Origin of the sequence: Bradyrhizobium betae, from assembly GCF_004123905.1 — a bacterium.
Taxonomy (GTDB): Bacteria; Pseudomonadota; Alphaproteobacteria; order Rhizobiales; family Xanthobacteraceae; genus Bradyrhizobium; species Bradyrhizobium betae_A.
Genome location: NZ_MZXW01000022.1, coordinates 55,585 through 74,977, shown reverse-complemented (window position 1 = coordinate 74,977; position 19,393 = coordinate 55,585). Strand labels below are relative to the sequence as shown.

At 64.7% G+C, this 19,393-nt stretch carries 15 protein-coding genes and 2 tRNA genes; 9 read left to right on the top strand and 8 right to left on the bottom strand.

The annotated features are described in order from the left end of the window. Positions 1-18 precede the first annotated feature (18 nt). Positions 19-357 (bottom strand): P-II family nitrogen regulator, encoded by a 339-nt coding sequence (locus B5V03_RS19930; RefSeq protein ID WP_007603495.1) that lies wholly within the window; start codon positions 355-357, stop codon positions 19-21. A gap of 379 nt (positions 358-736) precedes the next feature. Here B5V03_RS19930 and B5V03_RS19925 point away from each other — a divergent pair, with 379 nt between their 5' ends. Both B5V03_RS19925 and B5V03_RS19920 read left to right on the top strand, forming a co-directional pair. Further along, positions 737-2,236 carry an NAD(P)H-hydrate dehydratase gene (locus B5V03_RS19925; RefSeq protein WP_129272109.1) on the top strand — a complete coding sequence of 500 codons (1,500 nt, stop codon included), beginning with the start codon at positions 737-739 and terminating at the stop codon, positions 2,234-2,236. After that, on the top strand, positions 2,236-2,673 hold the full coding sequence (locus tag B5V03_RS19920) for a GNAT family N-acetyltransferase (RefSeq protein ID WP_206736168.1): 438 nt from the start codon (positions 2,236-2,238) through the stop codon (positions 2,671-2,673). The genes B5V03_RS19925 and B5V03_RS19920 overlap by 1 nt, the downstream gene beginning before the upstream one ends. Before the next feature lie 4 nt (positions 2,674-2,677). Here the strand turns inward: B5V03_RS19920 and B5V03_RS19915 are convergent, their stop codons facing one another. Further along, positions 2,678-3,991, bottom strand: a complete 1,314-nt coding sequence (locus B5V03_RS19915) for a multicopper oxidase domain-containing protein (protein ID WP_129272108.1) — start codon at positions 3,989-3,991, stop codon at positions 2,678-2,680. A 153-nt stretch (positions 3,992-4,144) separates the two neighbouring features. On the opposite strand from B5V03_RS19915, the gene B5V03_RS19910 reads away from it, so the two are divergent. The 3 genes from B5V03_RS19910 to B5V03_RS19900 all read left to right on the top strand — a co-directional run bounded on the left by B5V03_RS19910 (position 4,145) and on the right by B5V03_RS19900 (position 6,690). Next, positions 4,145-4,229, top strand: a tRNA-Leu gene (locus tag B5V03_RS19910). Between the two features lie 179 nt (positions 4,230-4,408). Next, entirely contained in the window at positions 4,409-5,770 is a 1,362-nt protein-coding gene (gene tig / locus B5V03_RS19905; RefSeq protein ID WP_129272107.1) for a trigger factor, read from the top strand. 287 nt (positions 5,771-6,057) lie between these two features. Continuing rightward, on the top strand, positions 6,058-6,690 hold the full coding sequence (locus tag B5V03_RS19900) for an ATP-dependent Clp protease proteolytic subunit (RefSeq protein ID WP_129272106.1): 633 nt from the start codon (positions 6,058-6,060) through the stop codon (positions 6,688-6,690). Between the two features lie 62 nt (positions 6,691-6,752). Here B5V03_RS19900 and B5V03_RS19895 read toward each other — a convergent pair whose 3' ends face one another. Continuing rightward, positions 6,753-6,959 carry a hypothetical protein gene (locus tag B5V03_RS19895; RefSeq protein ID WP_129272105.1) on the bottom strand — a complete coding sequence of 69 codons (207 nt, stop codon included), beginning with the start codon at positions 6,957-6,959 and terminating at the stop codon, positions 6,753-6,755. Positions 6,960-7,137: 178 nt separating this feature from the next. Between B5V03_RS19895 and clpX the strand changes: the two genes are divergently transcribed. The 3 genes from clpX (at position 7,138) to B5V03_RS19880 (ending at position 11,629) form a co-directional block, all read left to right on the top strand. Then, positions 7,138-8,409, top strand: a complete 1,272-nt coding sequence (gene clpX / locus B5V03_RS19890; protein ID WP_018320118.1) for an ATP-dependent Clp protease ATP-binding subunit ClpX — start codon at positions 7,138-7,140, stop codon at positions 8,407-8,409. Between the two features lie 326 nt (positions 8,410-8,735). After that, entirely contained in the window at positions 8,736-11,159 is a 2,424-nt protein-coding gene (lon, locus tag B5V03_RS19885) for an endopeptidase La (protein WP_129272104.1), read from the top strand. 65 nt (positions 11,160-11,224) lie between these two features. Then, the gene (locus tag B5V03_RS19880) at positions 11,225-11,629 is read left to right on the top strand and encodes a GFA family protein (RefSeq protein WP_129272103.1); all 405 of its coding nucleotides are present in this window, start codon (positions 11,225-11,227) and stop codon (positions 11,627-11,629) included. A 42-nt stretch (positions 11,630-11,671) separates the two neighbouring features. On the opposite strand, the gene B5V03_RS19875 is transcribed toward B5V03_RS19880, so the two are convergent. Continuing rightward, a tRNA-Val gene (locus tag B5V03_RS19875) sits at positions 11,672-11,748 on the bottom strand. Positions 11,749-11,876: 128 nt separating this feature from the next. Between B5V03_RS19875 and B5V03_RS19870 the strand changes: the two genes are divergently transcribed. Then, complete coding sequence (locus tag B5V03_RS19870; RefSeq protein WP_129272102.1) at positions 11,877-12,737, top strand: class I SAM-dependent methyltransferase; 861 nt, start codon at positions 11,877-11,879, stop codon at positions 12,735-12,737. 201 nt (positions 12,738-12,938) lie between these two features. Here B5V03_RS19870 and B5V03_RS19865 read toward each other — a convergent pair whose 3' ends face one another. From B5V03_RS19865 to ihpA, 4 genes are read right to left on the bottom strand one after another with little or no spacing between them, the layout of a single operon-like run. Further along, on the bottom strand, positions 12,939-13,910 hold the full coding sequence (locus tag B5V03_RS19865; RefSeq protein WP_164988147.1) for a cation diffusion facilitator family transporter: 972 nt from the start codon (positions 13,908-13,910) through the stop codon (positions 12,939-12,941). Between the two features lie 2 nt (positions 13,911-13,912). Beyond that, positions 13,913-17,125 carry an efflux RND transporter permease subunit gene (locus B5V03_RS19860; RefSeq protein ID WP_129272101.1) on the bottom strand — a complete coding sequence of 1,071 codons (3,213 nt, stop codon included), beginning with the start codon at positions 17,123-17,125 and terminating at the stop codon, positions 13,913-13,915. After that, on the bottom strand, positions 17,118-18,095 hold the full coding sequence (ihpB, locus tag B5V03_RS19855) for a divalent metal ion exporter adaptor subunit IhpB (protein WP_129272100.1): 978 nt from the start codon (positions 18,093-18,095) through the stop codon (positions 17,118-17,120). The genes B5V03_RS19860 and ihpB overlap by 8 nt, the downstream gene beginning before the upstream one ends. After that, a complete protein-coding gene (gene ihpA / locus B5V03_RS19850; RefSeq protein ID WP_129272099.1) occupies positions 18,092-19,366 on the bottom strand; it encodes a divalent metal ion exporter subunit IhpA in 1,275 nt (424 codons plus the stop codon). The genes ihpB and ihpA overlap by 4 nt, the downstream gene beginning before the upstream one ends. Between the last annotated feature and the right edge of the window lie 27 nt (positions 19,367-19,393).

Here is a 19,393-nt window from a genome sequence, read left to right as displayed (position 1 = left end):
TGCGGGATAGCACCCGGCTCAGATAGCGTCCAGCCCGGATTCGCCGGTCCGGATGCGGATCGCCTCTTCGATATTGGAGACGAAAATCTTGCCGTCGCCAATGCGCCCGGTTTGCGCGGCGCGGCGGATCGCGTCGATGGCGCGCTCGACCAGATCGTCGCCGATCACGATCTCGATCTTCACCTTGGGCAGGAAGTCGACGATGTATTCTGCGCCGCGGTAGAGCTCGGCGTGGCCCTTCTGCCGGCCAAAGCCCTTGGCCTCGGTCACCGTGATGCCCTGAAGGCCGACTTCCTGAAGCGCTTCCTTCACCTCGTCGAGCTTGAACGGCTTGATGATGGCTTCGATTTTCTTCACTGCGCGCCTCCCGGCCTGTCGATCAAATAGCAACGTTTTCGTCAGGATGCGCTTTTCTTAACGCACGATCTTGTCTTCGCTATGCCGGGATGCCTGACCAGCCCAGCGGCGGCCGGTCACACCCTGATGAATGCCAGTGAGCACGACGAACCGAAGCGGCTTCCTCGAAAGCAGGGTCTATGCCAAGTTGCAAATGCCCTGATTATTGGAGCGTTATCAGCCTTTTAACGAGCATCCCTGATAGGTGGAGCCGACCGGCCTAAAATACCGCAGACTATGAAATAGGCAAACGGTTCAATTTCTATGCAGATCATTGTTCCGGTGTATGGATCGGCACGGAACGTGCCTGTTGTAAAGGCGTTTGGACCAGGGAAGTGGCATGGAAGTTCTGACCAACGCTGAAATGCAGCGGGCCGACCAGCTCTCGATCGCGGCCGGCACGCCCGGCTTCAAGCTGATGCTGAGCGCAGGCCAGGCGGTCGCTGAGGCCGCCACTGCGCTGGTGGAGGAGGGGCCGATCCTGATCGTAGCCGGCCCCGGCAACAATGGCGGCGACGGTTTTGTCGCGGCGGCCGAGCTCGCCGCCCAGGGCCGCGAGGTCTCGATCATCCTGATGTGCGAGCGCGACCAGCTCCAGGGCGATGCGGCCTCGGCCGCACGCGGCTGGAAGCACCCGGTGCTGCCGTTCAATCCGCAGGCGATCGGCAAGCCGGCGCTGATCATCGATGCGCTGTTCGGCGCGGGCCTCAGCCGTTCCGTCGAGGGCGAGGCGCGCGCCATGATCGAGGCCATCAACGCCAACGGCGCGCCGGTGCTGGCGGTCGACCTGCCAAGCGGCATCAACGGCACCAGCGCGGCCGTGCTCGGCGTTGCCGTCAACGCCACCGAGACCGTCACCTTCTTCCGCAAGAAGCCGGCGCATTTGCTGCTGCCGGGCCGCATGCATTGCGGGCATGTGCGTGTCGCCGAGATCGGCATCGACGCACAGGTGCTGGACGAGATCAGGCCTGAGATCTTCGAGAACGATCCGGATTTCTGGGGCGCGGCCTTTCCGCTGCCGCGCATCGACGGCCATAAATACGCACGGGGGCATGTGCTCGCGGTCTCCGGCGATATGGCCGCGACCGGCGCCGCGCGGCTTGCCGCGCGCGGTGCATTGCGTGCGGGGGCGGGCCTGGTGACGCTCGCGAGCCCACGCGATGCGCTTGCCATCAATGCGGCTGCGCTCACCGCGGTGATGGTACGCCCCGTCGACACCGCGGTTGAATTCGGCGAGCTGCTTGGCGACAAGCGCTACAACACCTGCATCATCGGCCCCGGTGCAGGCGTCGGTGATCGCACCTGCGACATGGTCCATACCGCGCTTAACGCGCAGCGGCATCTGGTGCTGGACGCGGATGCGCTGACGAGCTTTGCCGCGAATCCCGAGCGGCTGTTTGAATCGATCAAATCCTCTGGGGACAGTGCGGTGGTGCTGACGCCGCATGAGGGCGAGTTTCCGCGCCTGTTCTCCGACCTCAGCAACAAGAATCCGGGCCGCTCCAAGCTCGAGCGCGTCCGCGCCGCCGCCGAGCGCTGCGGCGCAGTGGTGCTGCTGAAGGGCCCGGACACCACCATCGCCGCCCCCGACGGCCGCGCCACCATCGCCGCCAACGCGCCGCCCTGGCTCGCCACCGCCGGCGCCGGTGACGTGCTCGCCGGCATCATCGCGGGCCTGCTGGCGCAAGGCGTGCCGCCGTTCGAGGCCGCCAGCATCGGCGTGTGGATGCATGGCGAGGCGGCAAGCGAGGCCGGGCCGGGCCTGATCGCGGAGGATCTGACCGAGACACTGCCGGCCGTGCACCGGCGGATCTACGGTGCGCTCGGGGTGGAGTATTAGTGCTGAGGCAACTCGCGCTCACCGACATGGGCGCCGCCGCGCAGGTCCACCGGATTGCGTTCGACCATGCGATGCCGTGGCTCGTTGGGCTGCATACGCCGGACGAGGACCGCTGGTTCTATCGCGAGCGCGTCTTTCCGGTGTGCCGCCTGTGGGGACATTTCGATGATGATCTCCTGAGAGGCATCATTGCTTTCCGTGACGGATGGGTCGAGCAGCTCTACGTGCTTCCCGCGGCTCAAGGCCGCGGCGTCGGCACCGAACTCCTCCAGGTCGCCAAAGACTCCTGCGAACGGCTGGAGCTCTGGACCTTCCAGCGCAACGCGTCGGCGCGACGCTTCTACGAAGCGCGCGGATTTGCGTTGGTCGAGCAGACCGACGGGGCGCGGAACGAGGAGCGAGAGCCCGACGCTCGTTACCTCTGGACCCGCCAATAGGCGCTCACTCCACTGCGTACCAACGCACCAGCCGCGGCGCGGCCCAGTCGGTCACGACCGATTCGAGCAGCCATCGTCCGGGGGAGGTCGCAGCGAAGGCGATGCGTTGGGTCTGGCCGGGCTCGATTGCGAGCGTATCGAGCCAATAGGGCTTCCAGCCGTCGTCGAGCTTGTCGAGCAGGCGGAAATGGTGGCCGTGCAGGTGGAAGACGGTCGTGATCGGGGCGGGGTTCTTGAGGGCCAGCACGACGGTGCGGGCGGCTTTGGCGCGGAAGGCGGGGTTGGAGGAGACGGAGAAATTCGCGGGCCGCGTCCAACCGGCCTCGGGGGTGCCGAGCGCGACATCGAACCGCAGGGCTCCTCGGAGGTCCAGCTTCTCGGGCAGGTCGTTCAAAGGGAGTGGCTGGGGAGGCGACAACGGCAGGCGATCCAGCTTGCCGGAGATCGTGAGGCTTCCGATCTGGCGCGCTTCCTTGCCGTCATGGAGCAGGAATGGGGCCGATGCGGCTGCATCCACAAAGGCGTCGGCGCGTGTGCCGGGGGCCAGCACCAGGGCGCCGTTGCGCGCCGGGAACGGCTCGGCCGGCTGTCCGTCGAGGGCCATGATTTGGACCTCGTGGCCTTCCAATTTGATCGCCAGAACAGAGCGTTGGGAGCCGTTGATAAAGCGCAGTCGCAGCCGCTCGCCGACTGATGCTGAGAGTTCGAATGAAGTTTTGCCGTTGACCGTATAGAGGGCCGTCGTGTCCTTGGGGTCTCGCCCCGGAGGAAGCGCGGTCCCGTCCGGCCGCAGGCGCCATTCCTCGATCAGGAGGACCACGTCACGATCGACGGCGACCCGGCTGGACTCGGCGACGATGACCGGAAGCGGGCGCGCGGGGGACTTCTGGCCGTCCTCGAAGAGTCGGAAGTCAGCCAGCAGGGTCCCTGCGTTTGATATTGAAATTATTGATGTTTCAGTCGTGTCCGGAGCGGTCGGCGCGCGCCCCCGAAGCGGATCGGTGGCGGCCGGGGCATTCAGGCCGTACCAGACCGGTGCAAGCGGCACAGGCAGCTCGTTCCGGAACACCATTTGGCAGCTGTCAAAACGCTTGAGACGGACGTCCCCAAGGTGGCTTACGGCGGCCAGCTCCCAGATTGGTGTCGCCGGCTGACCCGGCCTCAGATCCAGGGTCGCTGCCCTTGCCTGAAGCGCAAGCTGGGCGGTCACGAGCGGGCTCGCGCCGCCGGCCGTCAGCCCGGCCGCCGAGGCTCCAAGGGAGGCACCAAGACCGGCCAAAACCTCACGTCTCGTCGGGGCAAAAATCCGCGTTTTCATGCGGCAATGCGGACCATGTGGCGCTGGATAAGTCCAGCCGCGATGCTTACCTCAAGCAGGCGTCCACACGGCCATTTTTTTGCTGCGAACAGGCGGGCACATGCTATAAGCCCGCCGCCCGCGGCATCGCGGCCGGTCTTGATGCAAATTTACGCGGGCGTGGCGGAACTGGTAGACGCGCTGGATTTAGGTTCCAGTGACGAAAGTTGTGGGGGTTCGAGTCCCTCCGCCCGCACCAAGCGCTTTCAGCGTTTGCACGGATTACTGAGGGGCCTCGCTCCGCGCGGATGTTTGTCCGCCTGGGGCCGGGTTCGATGAGCCACCGTCGTTGAGGCGTCTGCTTCGCGCCGGATCGATTAATGACAGCGTCCCGACGCGATAGCGTGCCGGGACCGAACGAGAAGAAGATTGGACGCCATGCAGGTCACAGAAACCCTCTCGGAAGGTTTGAAGCACGAGTTCAAGATCAGCGTTTCCGCGTCTGATCTCGACGCCAAGGCCGGCGCCAAGCTCGTCGACCTCAAGGACAAGGTCAAAATCAACGGCTTCCGTCCCGGCAAGGTACCGGTCGCGCATCTCAAGAAGGTCTATGGCCGCTCGGTGATGGCCGAGACCATCGACCAGACCATTCGCGACACCAACACGCAGCTGTTCTCCGAGCGCGGCTTCAAGCTCGCGACCGAGCCGAAGATCACCATGCCGAGCGAGCAGGCCGAGGTCGAGGAGCTGCTCAACGGCAAAACCGATCTGACCTACACGGTCGCGATCGAGGTGGTGCCCGCGATCGCGCTCGCCGACTTCAAGGCCTTCCAGGTCGAGAAGCCCGTCGCTGACGTCTCCGACACCGACGTCGACGAGGCGATCAAGCGCATCGCCGACACCAACCGCGGCTACGCCGCGAAGGCCGGCGGCGCCAAGGCCGAATCGGGCGACCGCGTCACCATCAACTTCAAGGGCAGCATCAACGGCGAACTCTTCGAGGGCGGCACCGGCGAAGGCATCCAGGTTGCGATCGGATCCAACACCTTCATTCCGGGCTTCGAGGAGCAGCTCGTCGGCATCGGCGCCAACGAGACCCGTACGCTGAAAGTGTCGTTCCCCAAGAACTACATGAACGAGAAGCTCGCCGGCCAGCCGGCCGAGTTCGAGACCACCGCGACCCTGATCGAGTCGCCGCAGGACGTCGTGATCGACGACGAGTTCGCCAAGACGCTCGGCCTCGAATCGCTGGACAAGCTGAAGGAGGCCGCACGCGAGCGTCTCTCCGCCGAGTTCGCGGGTGCGACGCGCCAGCGCGTCAAGCGCGCGCTGCTCGACCAGCTCGACGAGGCCCATCGCTTCGAGGCGCCGCCGTCGCTCGTCGACGAGGAGTTCAATCTGATGTGGAACTCGGTCAAGGCCGAGATGGACTCGGCCGGCAAGACCTTTGCCGACGAGGACACCACCGAGGAAAAGGCCAAGGAAGAGTACCGCAAGATCGCCGACCGCCGCGTGCGGCTCGGCCTCGTGCTCTCCGAGATCGGCGAGAAGAACAAGATCACCGTGACCGACGACGAGGTCGGCCGCGCCGTGATCGAGCGCGCGCGCTCGATGCCGGGCCGCGAGAAGGAAGTCTGGGACTTCTATCGCAACAACGCCCAGGCGCTGGCCCAGCTTCGTGCACCGATCTACGAGGACAAGGTCGTCGACTTCATCCTCGAGCTCGCCAACGTGACCGAGAAGAAGGTTTCGCGCGAGGATCTCTACAAGGACGACGAGGCGGAAAAGACCGCGGCCTGAAGGCTTTGAGCAATCCTTCTATTAAGGATGATCAGCGGAAGGGCCCGGCTAGCCATGTGGCTGGCTGGGCCTTTTCGCGAGAATCAGCTTCAAGTGCCGGGTGGATTAAGCCTTAATTTGCTCCGCACTTGTCTGGCGCGAATTGGGCTATATCTGTCGGTACGCCCTGTACCCGAGTTTCTCTATCAACAAGTTCTGCATCACGGGACGTCCATCGCCTTCCGGCAATCCAGCCAAACTGGCAGCCAACACAGGCGGTATCCGCGTCCGAAAACCCTAGGTGACTCATGCGCGATCCGGTTGAAACCTACATGAACCTCGTGCCCATGGTGGTCGAGCAGACCAACCGTGGCGAGCGCGCCTACGACATTTTCTCGCGCCTGCTGAAGGAGCGCATCATCTTCCTGACCGGGCCGGTCGAGGATGGTATGTCGACGCTGGTCGTCGCGCAGCTGTTGTTCCTCGAGGCGGAAAATCCGAAGAAGGAAATCTCGATGTACATCAACTCGCCGGGTGGCGTGGTGACGTCGGGCCTTGCGATCTACGACACCATGCAGTTCATCCGCCCGCCGGTGTCGACGCTGTGCACGGGGCAGGCGGCCTCGATGGGCTCGTTGCTGCTGGCCGCCGGCGAGAAGGACATGCGCTTCTCGCTGCCGAACGCGCGTATCATGGTGCATCAGCCTTCCGGCGGCTTCCAGGGCCAGGCCACCGACATCATGCTGCACGCCCAGGAAATCCTGAACCTGAAGAAGCGGCTCAACGAAATCTACGTGAAGCACACCGGCCAGACCTACAAGTCGATCGAGGACGCGCTGGAGCGCGACAAGTTCCTGACCGCGAACGACGCCAAGGAGTTCGGCTTGGTCGACAAGGTCATCGACAAGCGCATCGAAGAGCCGGCGGCGAAGGCCCCGTAGCACTACTGGATCGTAACGGCGATCCCCTGGGATCGCCTGTGACCGTCAGGGGCGCGTTCACGTTAAGTGCGCGTGCGCGCATCGTGGAACGGTATTTTGCGCCCTGCGACAGGCAGAAAGTTCCGCTTTCGTGCTTGTTTTTCGTGGCAATCCAGCAACGTCGGGGTGATTTCGATCACTTCGCCCGTGCCAAGACCGGAAATCACGGTATTGTCACGGGTAGCCGACGACCCCCGATTAGCGAATTCTTGATAGTCGGGTGACAGCATGGTTGGCTACGAATGATCGGCTATGATCGCGGGAAATCGAGTGACCGTGATTCGCACGGGGTGTAACGCGTAGGGTCTTTTTTGGTACGGAATTTGCTCTATTTGAGCTTCATACCGATCGATGTGTCGGGATGGGGCGATCGAGCGGAACGGGATCGAACCGCGGACGGAGACATGAATGAGTAAGGTCGGCACGAGCGACTCCAAGAACACGCTATATTGCTCGTTCTGCGGCAAGAGCCAGCACGAAGTCCGCAAACTGATCGCGGGTCCCACGGTCTTCATTTGCGACGAGTGCGTTGAGCTCTGCATGGACATCATCCGTGAGGAGAACAAATCCTCGCTGGTGAAGTCGCGCGACGGCATTCCGACGCCGAAGGAAATCTGCAAGGTGCTGGACGATTACGTGATCGGACAGAGCCATGCGAAGAAGGTCCTGTCGGTCGCGGTGCACAACCACTACAAGCGCCTCAACCACCAGACCAAGCACAACGACGTCGAGCTAGCGAAGTCGAACATCCTGCTGATCGGTCCGACCGGTTCGGGCAAGACGCTGCTCGCGCAGACGCTCGCCCGTATCCTGGACGTGCCGTTCACGATGGCGGATGCGACCACGCTGACCGAAGCCGGCTATGTCGGTGAGGACGTCGAGAACATCATCCTGAAGCTGCTCCAGGCCGCCGACTACAATGTCGAGCGTGCCCAGCGCGGCATCGTCTATATCGACGAAATCGACAAGATCAGCCGCAAGTCCGACAATCCCTCGATCACGCGCGACGTGTCGGGTGAGGGCGTGCAGCAGGCGCTGCTGAAGATCATGGAAGGCACGGTGGCTTCGGTCCCGCCGCAGGGCGGCCGCAAGCATCCCCAGCAGGAGTTCCTGCAGGTGGACACCACCAACATCCTGTTCATCTGCGGCGGTGCGTTCGCCGGCCTCGAGAAGATCATCTCGGCGCGTGGACGGTCGACCTCGATCGGCTTCGCTGCCCAGGTGATGGCGCCGGAAGACCGCCGGACCGGCGAGATCTTCCGTCATGTCGAGCCTGAGGATCTCCTGAAGTACGGCCTCATCCCAGAATTCGTCGGCCGTCTGCCCGTCGTGGCGACGCTGGAGGATCTGGACGAGACCTCGCTGAAGAAGATCCTGACCGAGCCGAAGAACGCGCTGGTGAAGCAGTACCAACGGCTGTTCGAGATGGAGAACATCGAGCTGACCTTCGCCGACGAGGCGCTTGGCGCGGTCGCCCGCAAGGCGATCGAGCGCAAGACCGGCGCGCGTGGTCTGCGTTCGATCCTCGAGGCGATCCTGCTCGAGACCATGTTCGACCTGCCGGGTCTGGAAGGTGTGGAAGAAGTCGTGATTTCCCGCGAAGTCGTGGAAGGAACGGCGCGTCCGCTCTACATCTACGCCGATCGGTCCGATCGCGCGGTCGAGAACGCCAGCGCCTGATTTCCCGGCGCTGGAACGCTTCCTGTTGTCTTTGATAGTAGCGGCTGCGGAACAGTTCTCCGCAGCCGGTGTTGCGTCGCTTGTTCGCGTGCGTAAGCGCCTGATGGCGCGCGTCTTTCAATGACTTGACACCCCCCCGGTCGATAGCCACCTAATGTCGGCGGCGAGCGAGAATTCTGTTCAAGATTCGCCTCAGTTCCGATCTGGCAAGCTTGGTCCAACCTGCGAATGGTAGACCGGTTTTTTAGATCACCTCGGCACCTTGTGGCGGTTGCGCATGAACATGGCGGGCTGCGTGCAAGGGGGCAAAGCAAAAGGAAAAGGCCATGACCAATCCAAAACCCCGGCCGACCATCGTTCATGGCGAAACGCACGCTTATCCCGTGCTGCCCCTGCGCGACATCGTCGTCTTCCCGCACATGATCGTTCCGCTCTTCGTCGGTCGCGAGAAGTCGATCCGCGCGCTCGAAGAGGTGATGAAGAACGACGCGCTGATCATGCTTGCGACGCAGAAGAACGCGTCCGACGATGATCCGGCGCCCGATGCCATTTACGAGACCGGTACGCTCGCCAGCGTGCTCCAGCTCTTGAAGCTTCCCGACGGCACCGTGAAGGTGCTGGTCGAAGGGCTCGAGCGTGCGCGCGTGCAGAAGTACACGGATCGCAGCGAGTATTACGAAGCGACCGCTGTTGCGCTCGCCGACACCGATTCAAAGTCGGTCGAGGCGGAAGCGCTGTCGCGTTCGGTCGTGTCCGACTTCGAGAGCTACGTGAAGCTCAACAAGAAGATCTCGGCCGAGGTCGTCGGCGTCGTGCAGGCGATCACCGATTTCGCCAAGCTCGCCGACACCGTCGCCTCGCATCTCGCGGTCAAGATCGCGGATCGCCAGCAGATCCTGGAAACGCTGTCCGTCACCACGCGCCTGGAGAAGGTGCTGGGCCTGATGGAGAGCGAGATCTCGGTGCTGCAGGTCGAGAAGCGGATTCGTTCTCGTGTCAAACGACAAATGGAGAAGACCCAGCGCGAGTATTATCTCAACGAGCAGATGAAGGCGATCCAGAAGGAACTCGGCGACGACGAAGGTCGCGACGAGCTCGCCGATCTCGAAGAGAAGATTTCGAAGACCAAGCTCTCCAAGGAGGCTCGCGAAAAAGCGCAGCACGAGCTGAAGAAGCTGCGCCAGATGTCGCCGATGTCCGCGGAAGCGACCGTCGTGCGCAACTATCTGGACTGGCTGCTGTCGATCCCATGGAACAAGAAGTCCAAGGTCAAGAAGGACCTGGAATCGGCGCAGGCGACCCTCGACTCCGATCACTACGGGCTCGAGAAGGTCAAGGAACGCATCGTCGAGTATCTCGCGGTGCAGTCGCGCGCCAACAAGCTGACCGGACCGATCCTGTGCCTCGTCGGGCCTCCCGGCGTCGGCAAGACCTCGCTCGGCAAGTCGATTGCGAAGGCGACGGGGCGCGAATTCGTGCGCGTCTCGCTCGGTGGCGTGCGCGACGAGGCCGAGATCCGCGGTCACCGCCGCACCTATATCGGTTCGATGCCCGGCAAGATCATCCAGTCGATGCGGAAGGCGAAGTCGTCCAATCCGCTGTTCCTGCTGGACGAGATCGACAAGATGGGCGCCGATTTCCGCGGCGATCCGTCGTCGGCCTTGCTCGAGGTCCTGGACCCCGAGCAGAACGGGACGTTCAACGACCACTATCTCGAGGTCGACTACGATCTGTCCAACGTGATGTTCATCACGACCGCGAATACGCTCAATATTCCGGGCCCGCTGATGGACCGCATGGAGATCATCCGGATCGCGGGCTATACCGAGAACGAGAAGGTCGAGATCGCGCGCAAGCATCTGATCCCGACCGCAGTCTCCAAGCACGGCCTGGACTCCAAGGAGTTCTCGATCGACGACGACGCGCTTCTGCTGTTGATCCGCCGCTACACCCGCGAAGCGGGCGTGCGTAACCTGGAGCGTGAGCTCTCCACACTGGCCCGCAAGGCGGTGAAGGAGCTGATGATCTCCAAGAAGAAGTCGGTCAAGGTCACCGAGAAGACTCTGGAAGAGCTGCTCGGCGTGCCGAAGTACCGCTACGGCGAGATCGAGAGCGAGCCGCAGGTTGGCATCGTCACCGGACTTGCCTGGACCGATGTCGGCGGCGAACTCCTGACCATCGAAGGCGTCATGATGCCCGGCAAGGGCAAGATGACGGTCACCGGAAACTTGCGCGACGTCATGAAGGAGTCGATTTCGGCGGCGGCGTCCTACGTCCGCTCGCGCGCGATCGTCTACGGCATCGAGCCGCCGCTGTTCGACCGCCGCGACATCCACGTGCACGTGCCGGAAGGCGCGACGCCGAAGGACGGTCCGTCGGCCGGCGTGGCGATGGCCACCGCGATCATCTCGGTCATGACCGGCATTCCGGTTCGCCACGATGTCGCGATGACCGGCGAGATCACGCTGCGCGGTCGCGTGCTGCCGATCGGCGGCCTCAAGGAGAAGCTGCTGGCTGCGGCCCGCGGCGGCATCAAGACGGTGCTGATCCCCGAGGACAACGCCAAGGATCTCACGGAGATTTCCGATGCGATCAAGGGCGGCATGGAGATCATCCCGGTCTCGCGCCTCGACGACGTCGTCGCCAAGGCGCTGGTGAAGAAGCCGGTGCCGATCGTCTGGGAAGAGGACACCAAGGTGACGGTGAAGCCCGACGGCGACGAAGCCGCCGGCGGCCTGACCGCTCACTAGGTTTCAGCGAATGATGATAAAACGGCGCCTTCGGGCGCCGTTTTTGTTTTGAGAAAGGGGATGCGATGCAGGTCGACGGTCAATGCCATTGCGGGCGGATCACCTTCGAGGCCGAGATCGATCCGGAGGGCGTTTCGGTGTGTCACTGCACCGATTGCCAGGCACTGACCGGATCGCCGTTCCGGGTCACCGCGATCTGCACCGCTGCCGACGTCAGGCTGACCGCCGGTACCCCAAAGGTCTACGGCAAGCGCGGCGACAACGGCCGGATGCGCTTCCAGCATTTCTGCGCCAATTGCGGTTCCCCGCTGTTCACCAGCGGCGAGGGCGACCAGGCCGCCGATTGGGGCATCCGCTGGGGCTCGATCCGCCAGCGCGACAAATTGCGGCCCGTGCGGCAGATCTGGTGCCAGTCGGCCGCGGTGTGGATCGACGCGGTGCCGCTGCTGCCGGGCAGGCCGGGGGATTGAGGGCGGGCCTGCCAAGCCGTCGCCCGCGAAGCGGGCGAAGGCTGGTGGGCGGTCACGGATTCGAACCGCGGACCCTCTCGGTGTAAACGAGATGCTCTAACCAGCTGAGCTAACCGCCCCACGGCGCCTCTTTAGCCCTCCAGCGGGGGGCGGAGCAAGGGGCGGTCGCACGCCAAACCGTGCTCATTTGACCGCTTGATCGGCTTCCATCGTGGTATCACCGCCGGCAAACGGATGGAGACCACCAATGGACCAGCCCAGCGGACACGAGCAGAACGCCGACCAGATCGCCTATTGGAACGGACCGAGCGGGCAGCGCTGGGCCGATCGTCACGCGGCGCAGGAGAGCCTGCTCGGCCCCATTGCCGATGTGCTGATCGACCGCGCCAGGCCGAAGCCGGGCGAGCGCGTCCTCGATGTCGGCTGCGGCTCCGGTGCGACGACGTTTGCGTTCGCGCAAGGCGTCGCGCCTGATGGCTTTGCGCTCGGGCTCGACGTCTCCGAGCCGATGCTGTCGCAGGCGCGTGCGTTTGCGCCAAAAGGCCTGCCGCTGGATTTCGTGCTGGCGGATGCGACGGTGCATCCGTTCGAGCCGGCGAGCTTTGATCTGCTCGCCTCGCGCTTCGGCGTGATGTTCTTCGCCGATCCCATTGCGTCCTTCACCAATCTCCGCCGCGCGCTGAAACCATCGGGACGGCTCGCCTTTGCCTGCTGGCGCGAGCCGAAGGAGAACCCGTGGATGATGGCGCCGCTGATGGCGGTCTACAAACACGTGCCGAAAATGCCGCCGGTCGGGCCGGAGGAGCCGGGCCCGTTCGCCTTCGCCTCGGAAGAGCGCGTGATGCGCATCCTGAAAGGTGCGGGCTTTGCGGACGTGGCGATGGAGCCGCACAATCTTGCGATGGACGTCGCGATCGGAGGCGGGCTCGATGCCGCCGTCGAGGGCTCGCTCCAGATCGGCCCCGCCAGCCGCGCGTTGCAGGGCCATCCGCCGGAAACGTACGCCGCCGCAAAAGCCTCGATCCGCGAGATGTTCGCGCCGTTGCTGAAGGGACAGAGTGTGGCGCTTGAGGGCGCGATCTGGATCGTGACGGCGAAGGCGACCTAGGCGGCAGGCTATCGTCGAGGCTCGCGTCTCTATCAGATCCGTCATCCTGAGGCGCGAGTGGCGCGGTGCGTAGCAGCGCGCCGGGAGCCTCGAAGGATGAACGGCCGGGATGCAGCCGGGCCGCGCCCTTCGAGGGCCGCTGAAGAAGCGGCCACCTCAGGGTGACGGCGAGGAGATTTGCGAGCATCATCCGCAGCTTCTTCACACCACATCGTCCGGCGCCAGCGCGCAGCCATTGTCGGGGTGCGTCTCGACCTGAAGCGTGGTGTGGCCGATCCGATAGGATGTCTTCAAGAGCTGCGCGGTCTCCATCAGGAAGGCGTCGACTGCGCCTGCGGGCATCACGAGGTGGCAGGTCAGCGCTGTTTCGGTGGTCGAGATCGGCCAGACGTGGAGGTCGTGGATCCCTGACACGCCCGGACGCGCCAGCAAAAACGCCTTGATCGCGGCGAGGTCGGTGCCCTTGGGGGCGGCCGCCATCGACATGTCGAGGGAGCCGCGCAAGAGGCTGGTGGTGCTCCAGAGGATGGTGGCGCAGATGACGAGGCTGGTGACGGGATCGAGCCAGAGCCAGCCGGTCCAGATGATCAGTGCCGCCGAGACCACGACGCCGAGCGAGACCGCGGCGTCAGCCGCCATGTGCAAGTACGCGCCCTCGATGTTGATGTCGTCCCTGCGTCCGCTCGCGAACAGGAGCGCCGTGAAGCCGTTGATGAGGATGCCGATGCCGGCGACGACCATCACCGTGACGCCCGCGACCGGCTCCGGTTCGCGCAGGCGCAGGATTGCCTCCCAGCCGATCGCGCCGGTTGCAACCAGCAGGAACACGGCATTCGCCAGTGCGGCGAGGATGGTGGAGGCGCGAAAGCCATAGGTGAAGCGGCCGCTCGGCGCGCGCCTCGCCGCGATCGATGCGCACCAGGCCACGACCAGCCCGAGCACGTCGGACAGATTATGGCCGGCATCCGCCAGCAGCGCCGTGGAGTTGGCGAGATAGCCGTAGACGGCTTCCGCCACGACCAGCGCGGTGTTGAGGGTGATGCCGATCGCAAAGGCCTTGCCGAAATTGGCGGGCGCGTGGACATGCCCGCCGTGGCTGTGGTCGTGACTATGATCATGCCCGTGGCCGGCATGGTCATGGTGGTGATGACCGTGATGGTCGTGGCTGCCCAAACCTAGCGCTCCCCGGAAGCCGCCAAATCAGCCGCCATTGTAGGCGTTTCGTTTGCCACGTGACGGCGGAACAGCACGTAGAGCGCCGGCAGCACCAGCAGCGTCAGCACGGTCGAGGAGATGATGCCGCCGATCACTACGGTCGCGAGCGGCCGCTGTACCTCGGCGCCGGCACCTGTGGCGAGTGCCATCGGCACGAAGCCGAGCGAGGCGACCAGCGCCGTCATCAGCACCGGCCGCAGCCGCGTCAACGCGCCTTCGCGGACGGCATCCGCAATGGGCCGCCCCTCGCTGCGCAGCCGCTCGATGAAGGCGATGATGACGAGGCCGTTGAGCACGGCGACGCCCGACAGCGCGATGAAGCCGACGCCGGCGCTGATGGATAGCGGAATACCGCGCAGCAGCAGCGCCGCGACGCCGCCGGTCAACGCCAGCGGTACGCCCGAGAACACTAGCGCCGCATCCGCCGCCGATCCCATGCCCATGAACAGCAGCAAAAACACCAGCAGCAGCGCCACCGGCACGACGATGGTCAGCCGCTTGGTCGCCGAGACCAGCTGCTCGAACTGTCCGCCCCAGCCGATCCAGTAGCCCGGCGGCAGCTTGACCTTCTCTGCGACGGCCGCTTCCGCCTCGCTCACGAAAGAGCCGAGATCGCGCGCGCGGACATTGGTGGTGACGACGATCCGCCGCTTGCCGTTCTCCCGGCTGATCTGGTTCGGTCCGGGCGTGGCGTCGACAGTGGCGACCGACGACAGCGGCACATAACGCATCTGGGCGAGGGGAGAGGCAGGCAATGCCGTTCGAATCGGAGCGCTCGCGTCCTCGCCCGGTGGCAGCGGAATCGGGATGGCCCTGATGGCATCGAGATTGCCGCGCAGATGCTCCGGCAGGCGTACGACGATGTCAAAGCGGCGGTCGCCCTCGAACAGCTTTCCGGCCGATTTGCCGCCGACCGCAATCTCGACGATGCCCTGCACCTCACCGATGCTGAGGCCGTAGCGGGCGAGCGCCTGGCGGTCGAGCCGGACGGTGAGGATCGGCAGGCCGGAGACCTGCTCGATCTTGACGTCGCTGGCGCCGCGGATGCCGCGGATCGCGGCCTCGACCTGCTTGGCCGCGCCTTGCAGGATATCGAGATCATCGCCGAAAACTTTGATGCCGACATCGCTGCGCACGCCGGAGATCAGCTCGTTGACGCGGAACTGGACCGGCTGGGAGATTTCATAGGCGCTGCCGGGAATGTCGTCGGCGGCCTTGTCGATGGCGTCGATCACCTCCGATTTCGGCTTGCTTGGATCGGGCCATTCGGCGCGCGGCTTCAGCATGACGTAGCCGTCGGTTTGCGCCGGCGACATCGGATCCGTGGCGACCTCCGCAGTGCCGATGCGGGTGAAGAATTCCTTCACCTCCGGAATCTGCGTGATGCGCTTTTCCAGTGCCTTTTGCAGATCCAGCGACTGGGTGAGGCTGGTGCCGGGAATCCGGATCGAGGCCAGCGCGACGTCGCCTTCGTCCAGGCTCGGAATGAACTCGCCGCCCATGCGCGAAGCGGCGACACCGCTTGCGATCACGATGATTGCAGCCATGACGGCGACCGCGCCGCGGTTGTCGATGGCAAAGCGGAGCAGGGGCAGATAGGCGCGCTTCGCCATCCGCATGAACAGGTTTTCGTGCTCGGACACCTTGCCGGTGACGAAGATGGCAACAGCGGCCGGCACGAAGGTGATGGAGAACAAAGCGGCGGCACCGAGCGCCATCAGCACCGTCAGCGCCATCGGCGTGAACATCTTGCCCTCGACGCCGGTCAGCGTCAGCACGGGCAAGTAGACGACCGCGATGATCAGTGTTCCGAACAGGCTCGGTTTGATGACCTCGCTCGACCCGCGCAGGATCGTGCGCAGCCGTTCGGGCGTTGTGAGCAGGCCGCCTTTCTCGCGCTGGGCCACCGCCAGCATGCGCAGGCAGTTCTCGACGATGATCACCGCGCCGTCGACGATGATGCCGAAGTCGATCGCACCGAGGCTCATCAGGTTGGCGCTGACTTTTGTCTCGACCATGCCGGTGATGGTCATGGCCATGGACAGCGGAATGACGCAGGCCACCACGAGCGCGGCGCGGATGTTGCCGAGGATCAGGAACAGCACGGCCACGACCAGCGCTGCGCCCTCCAGCAAATTGTTCTCGACCGTGCGGACGGTGGCCTCGACCAGATGCGTGCGGTCGTAGACGGTTCGCGTCACCACTCCCTCGGGCAGCGATTTGGCGATCTCGTCGAGACGCGCCGCGACGCGTCGCGCCACGGTGCGGCTGTTCTCGCCGATCAGCAGCATGGCGGTGCCGAGCACGGTTTCCTCGCCGTCACGGGTCGCGGCGCCCGTGCGCAGGTCGCGGCCTTCCGTGACGGTGGCGACGTCCCTGATCCTGACGGGATTGCCGCCGCGCGAGCCGATCACGATGTCCTGGATCTCGCTGATATTGCCGACCTGGCCCGGTGAGCGAACCAGATATTGCTCGCCATTGCGCTCGATATAGCCGGCGCCGACATTGGCGTTGTTGGCGGCAAGCGCCGTCATGACATCGCGAAAACCGAGCCGGTAAGCCATCAGCTTGCCGGTATCAGGCAGTACATGGAATTGCCGCTCGAAGCCGCCGATGGTGTTGACCTCGATCACGCCAGGCACGTTGCGCAGCTGCGGCCGGATGATCCAGTCCTGCACGGTGCGGAGGTCAGTCAGAGAATAGTCGTGGCCGCCCGGTGCCTTCGCGCCCGCCTTGGCCTCGACGGTGTACATGAAGATTTCGCCGAGCCCGCTCGAGATCGGCCCCATCGCGACTTCGACGCCGGCCGGCAGCTGGTCCTTCACCTGCTGGATGCGTTCGCCGACGAGCTGGCGGGCGAAATAAATGTCGGTGCCGTCCTTGAACACCACCGTCACCTGGCTCAGGCCATAGCGCGACAGCGAGCGCGTGTAGTCGAGTTTTGGCAGGCCGCCCATCGCGGTCTCGACCGGGAAGGTGATGCGCTGCTCGGTCTCGAGCGGCGAATAGCCGGGCGCGCGGGTGTTGATCTGAACCTGGACGTTGGTGATGTCAGGTACGGCGTCGATCGGAAGCCGCTGGAAATTCCAGGCCCCGAACGCGACGGCGCCGATCGCGAGCAGGAGAACCAGCCAGCGCTGTTGCAGCGAGACGGCGATGAGACGCTCAATCATGCTCGGCCTCGCCCTTGCCCATCTCCGCCTTCACGACGAAGCTGTTCTCCGCGACGTAATGCTCGCCGGCGGAAAGGCCCGCCTTGATCTCGACATGGCGCGGATCGGAATCGCCAAGCTCCACCGGCCGCGCCTCGATCTTGTCGCCGTCCTCGCGGACGAACACGATGGTCCTGTTCTCCAGCGTCTGGATCGCGCTTCGGCGCACGGCCACCGCGACGTTGCGGGTGGCGAGGATCAGCCGCGCGGTGACGAACAGGCCCGGACGGAGCCGGCCGTCGGGATTTGGCAGCACCACGCGGGCCAGCGCAGTCTGGGTCTCGCTGCTGCCGATCGGCGCCATGTAGGAAATCGAGCCCTTGATCTCGCCGCGGCCGTCGTCGGGATCGATCAGCACCTCGTCGTTGAGGCGGACGCGCCGGAGGTCCTGCCGGTAGATCGACAGGTCGACCCAGATGGTGGAGAGGTCGGCGACGACGAAGGCCGGCTTCTGCTCGGAGGCGTATTCGCCGAGCGAGATTTGCCGCTCGATGACGGTGCCGGCGATCGGCGCCTTGAGCTCGTAGACGGTCAGGCTCTGGTTGCTCTCGATCGCGGCCAGCAGATCGTCCTTGCCAACCTTGTCGCCGATCCGCCTCTGGATCGATTTTACGATTCCGGGAAAGCGCGGCGTCACCTGCACCACGGCTTCCTGGTTGGCGCGCAAAATGCCGTTGAAGGACAGCGTGTCAGTCAGCGTCGCGCTCGCGGCTTCCGCCAGCACTACGCCGGCAGCCGCCAGCTTGACGTCGGAGATGCGGATGCGGTCGGCGCCGTGCTCGTCCTGCTCGACATGGTCGTTCGGCTTCTCCGGTTTCCTTTCCTCGGCGTGCTCGATGTGCGTCACCTTGCTAGGGGCGAGCAGGGAAGTGCCGTAAGCGCCGAGCGCGGCGGCAACGATAGCGACGAGGATGGCGGAGGATGTCTTCATCGTGCGCCCTCCCGGGCCAGCGCAAAGGGATTGCCGACGAGGCCCTCGATGGTGGCAACGCCGGCATGAAAATTCTGCAGCGCCTCCTGCTCGCGCAGCCGCGCTTGCGTGACGCTGGCCTGGGCGTCGAGCACTTCGAGCAGGGTGAAGCGGCCCTGTCCGTAGCCCTGCGCGATTGCGTCCGAAGCTTCGGTGGCCTTGGGAATTGCAGTCTCGCGCAGCACCGCTAGCTCGCGCAGCGATCCCTGCAGCGAGTCGTAGGCGCGGCCCGCAACCACGATCAGCGTGTTGCGATTGGCCTCGCGCTCGGCTTTGGTCTTGGCGAGGCTCTCCTGCGCCGAGAGGATGTTGCCTTGGTTCTGATCGAATACCGGGATCGGAACCGAAACAGTGAGGCGCGCCGCATCGTCATTGGTCTCGTTGAAATGGCGCCAGCCGGCGGCGATGCGCACGTCGGGATAGGGTTTTAGCCGCGCCATCAGCAGCTCGGCGTTGCGCTGGGCATAGACGGCGGTCCAGCGCACCAGCTGCGGATTGGCGTCGATGGCGGCGACCACCGACTGGAACGTCGGTGGCTTGCCCATGGTATCGAGCCGGCCGGAGACCTCGCCGAACTTTGCCATCGGATCGCCCATCAGCACGGCCAGCTCGCGCCGGGCGCTCGCCAGCATCGCCTTGAATCGCTCGCGATCGGCCTTCACCAGGGCGGATGCGACCTCGGCGCGGCCGGTCTCGGCCGGCGAGGAGGCGCCGGCCTCGACGCGGCGGCGGAGCAGCGGCGTCAGCTTGTCGATCGCCGTAATTTGTTCGTCGAGGATCTGGATGCGCCGCTGCGCGCCGAGCACGCTGAGGAAGGCGATCGCCGTCTCCGACAGCACCTCTAACCGGACAGCCTTGCGCTGGATCGCGGCGACCTCGATGCCGGCCGCGCCCGCGGCGATCCGCGCGTCGCGCTTGCCGAACAGCTCAAAAGCCTGGCTGATCTGGAGCGTGGTCTCCGCCGATCTGGTGCCGCGATAGATGCCCGAGCCGAACGAATTGTCCTGCTCATAGGACAGTTCCGGATTGAGCAGGGCGCCCGCCTGGATGCGCTGGCCGGTGGCGATGCCGACGTCGCGTTCCGCCGCCGTCAGGCGCGGGCTCGCGGCTAGCGCGCGCGACAGCGCGGCGCGCATGGTCAGGGTCTGGGCGTGCGCGTGTTGCGTCAGCCAGGGGCCAACGAAAATCGCCATGGCGCACGCAAGGCGCGCGGCAGTCCGTCTGCAAGACATGAAGATGACCTGTGAACAAAAGCAAGT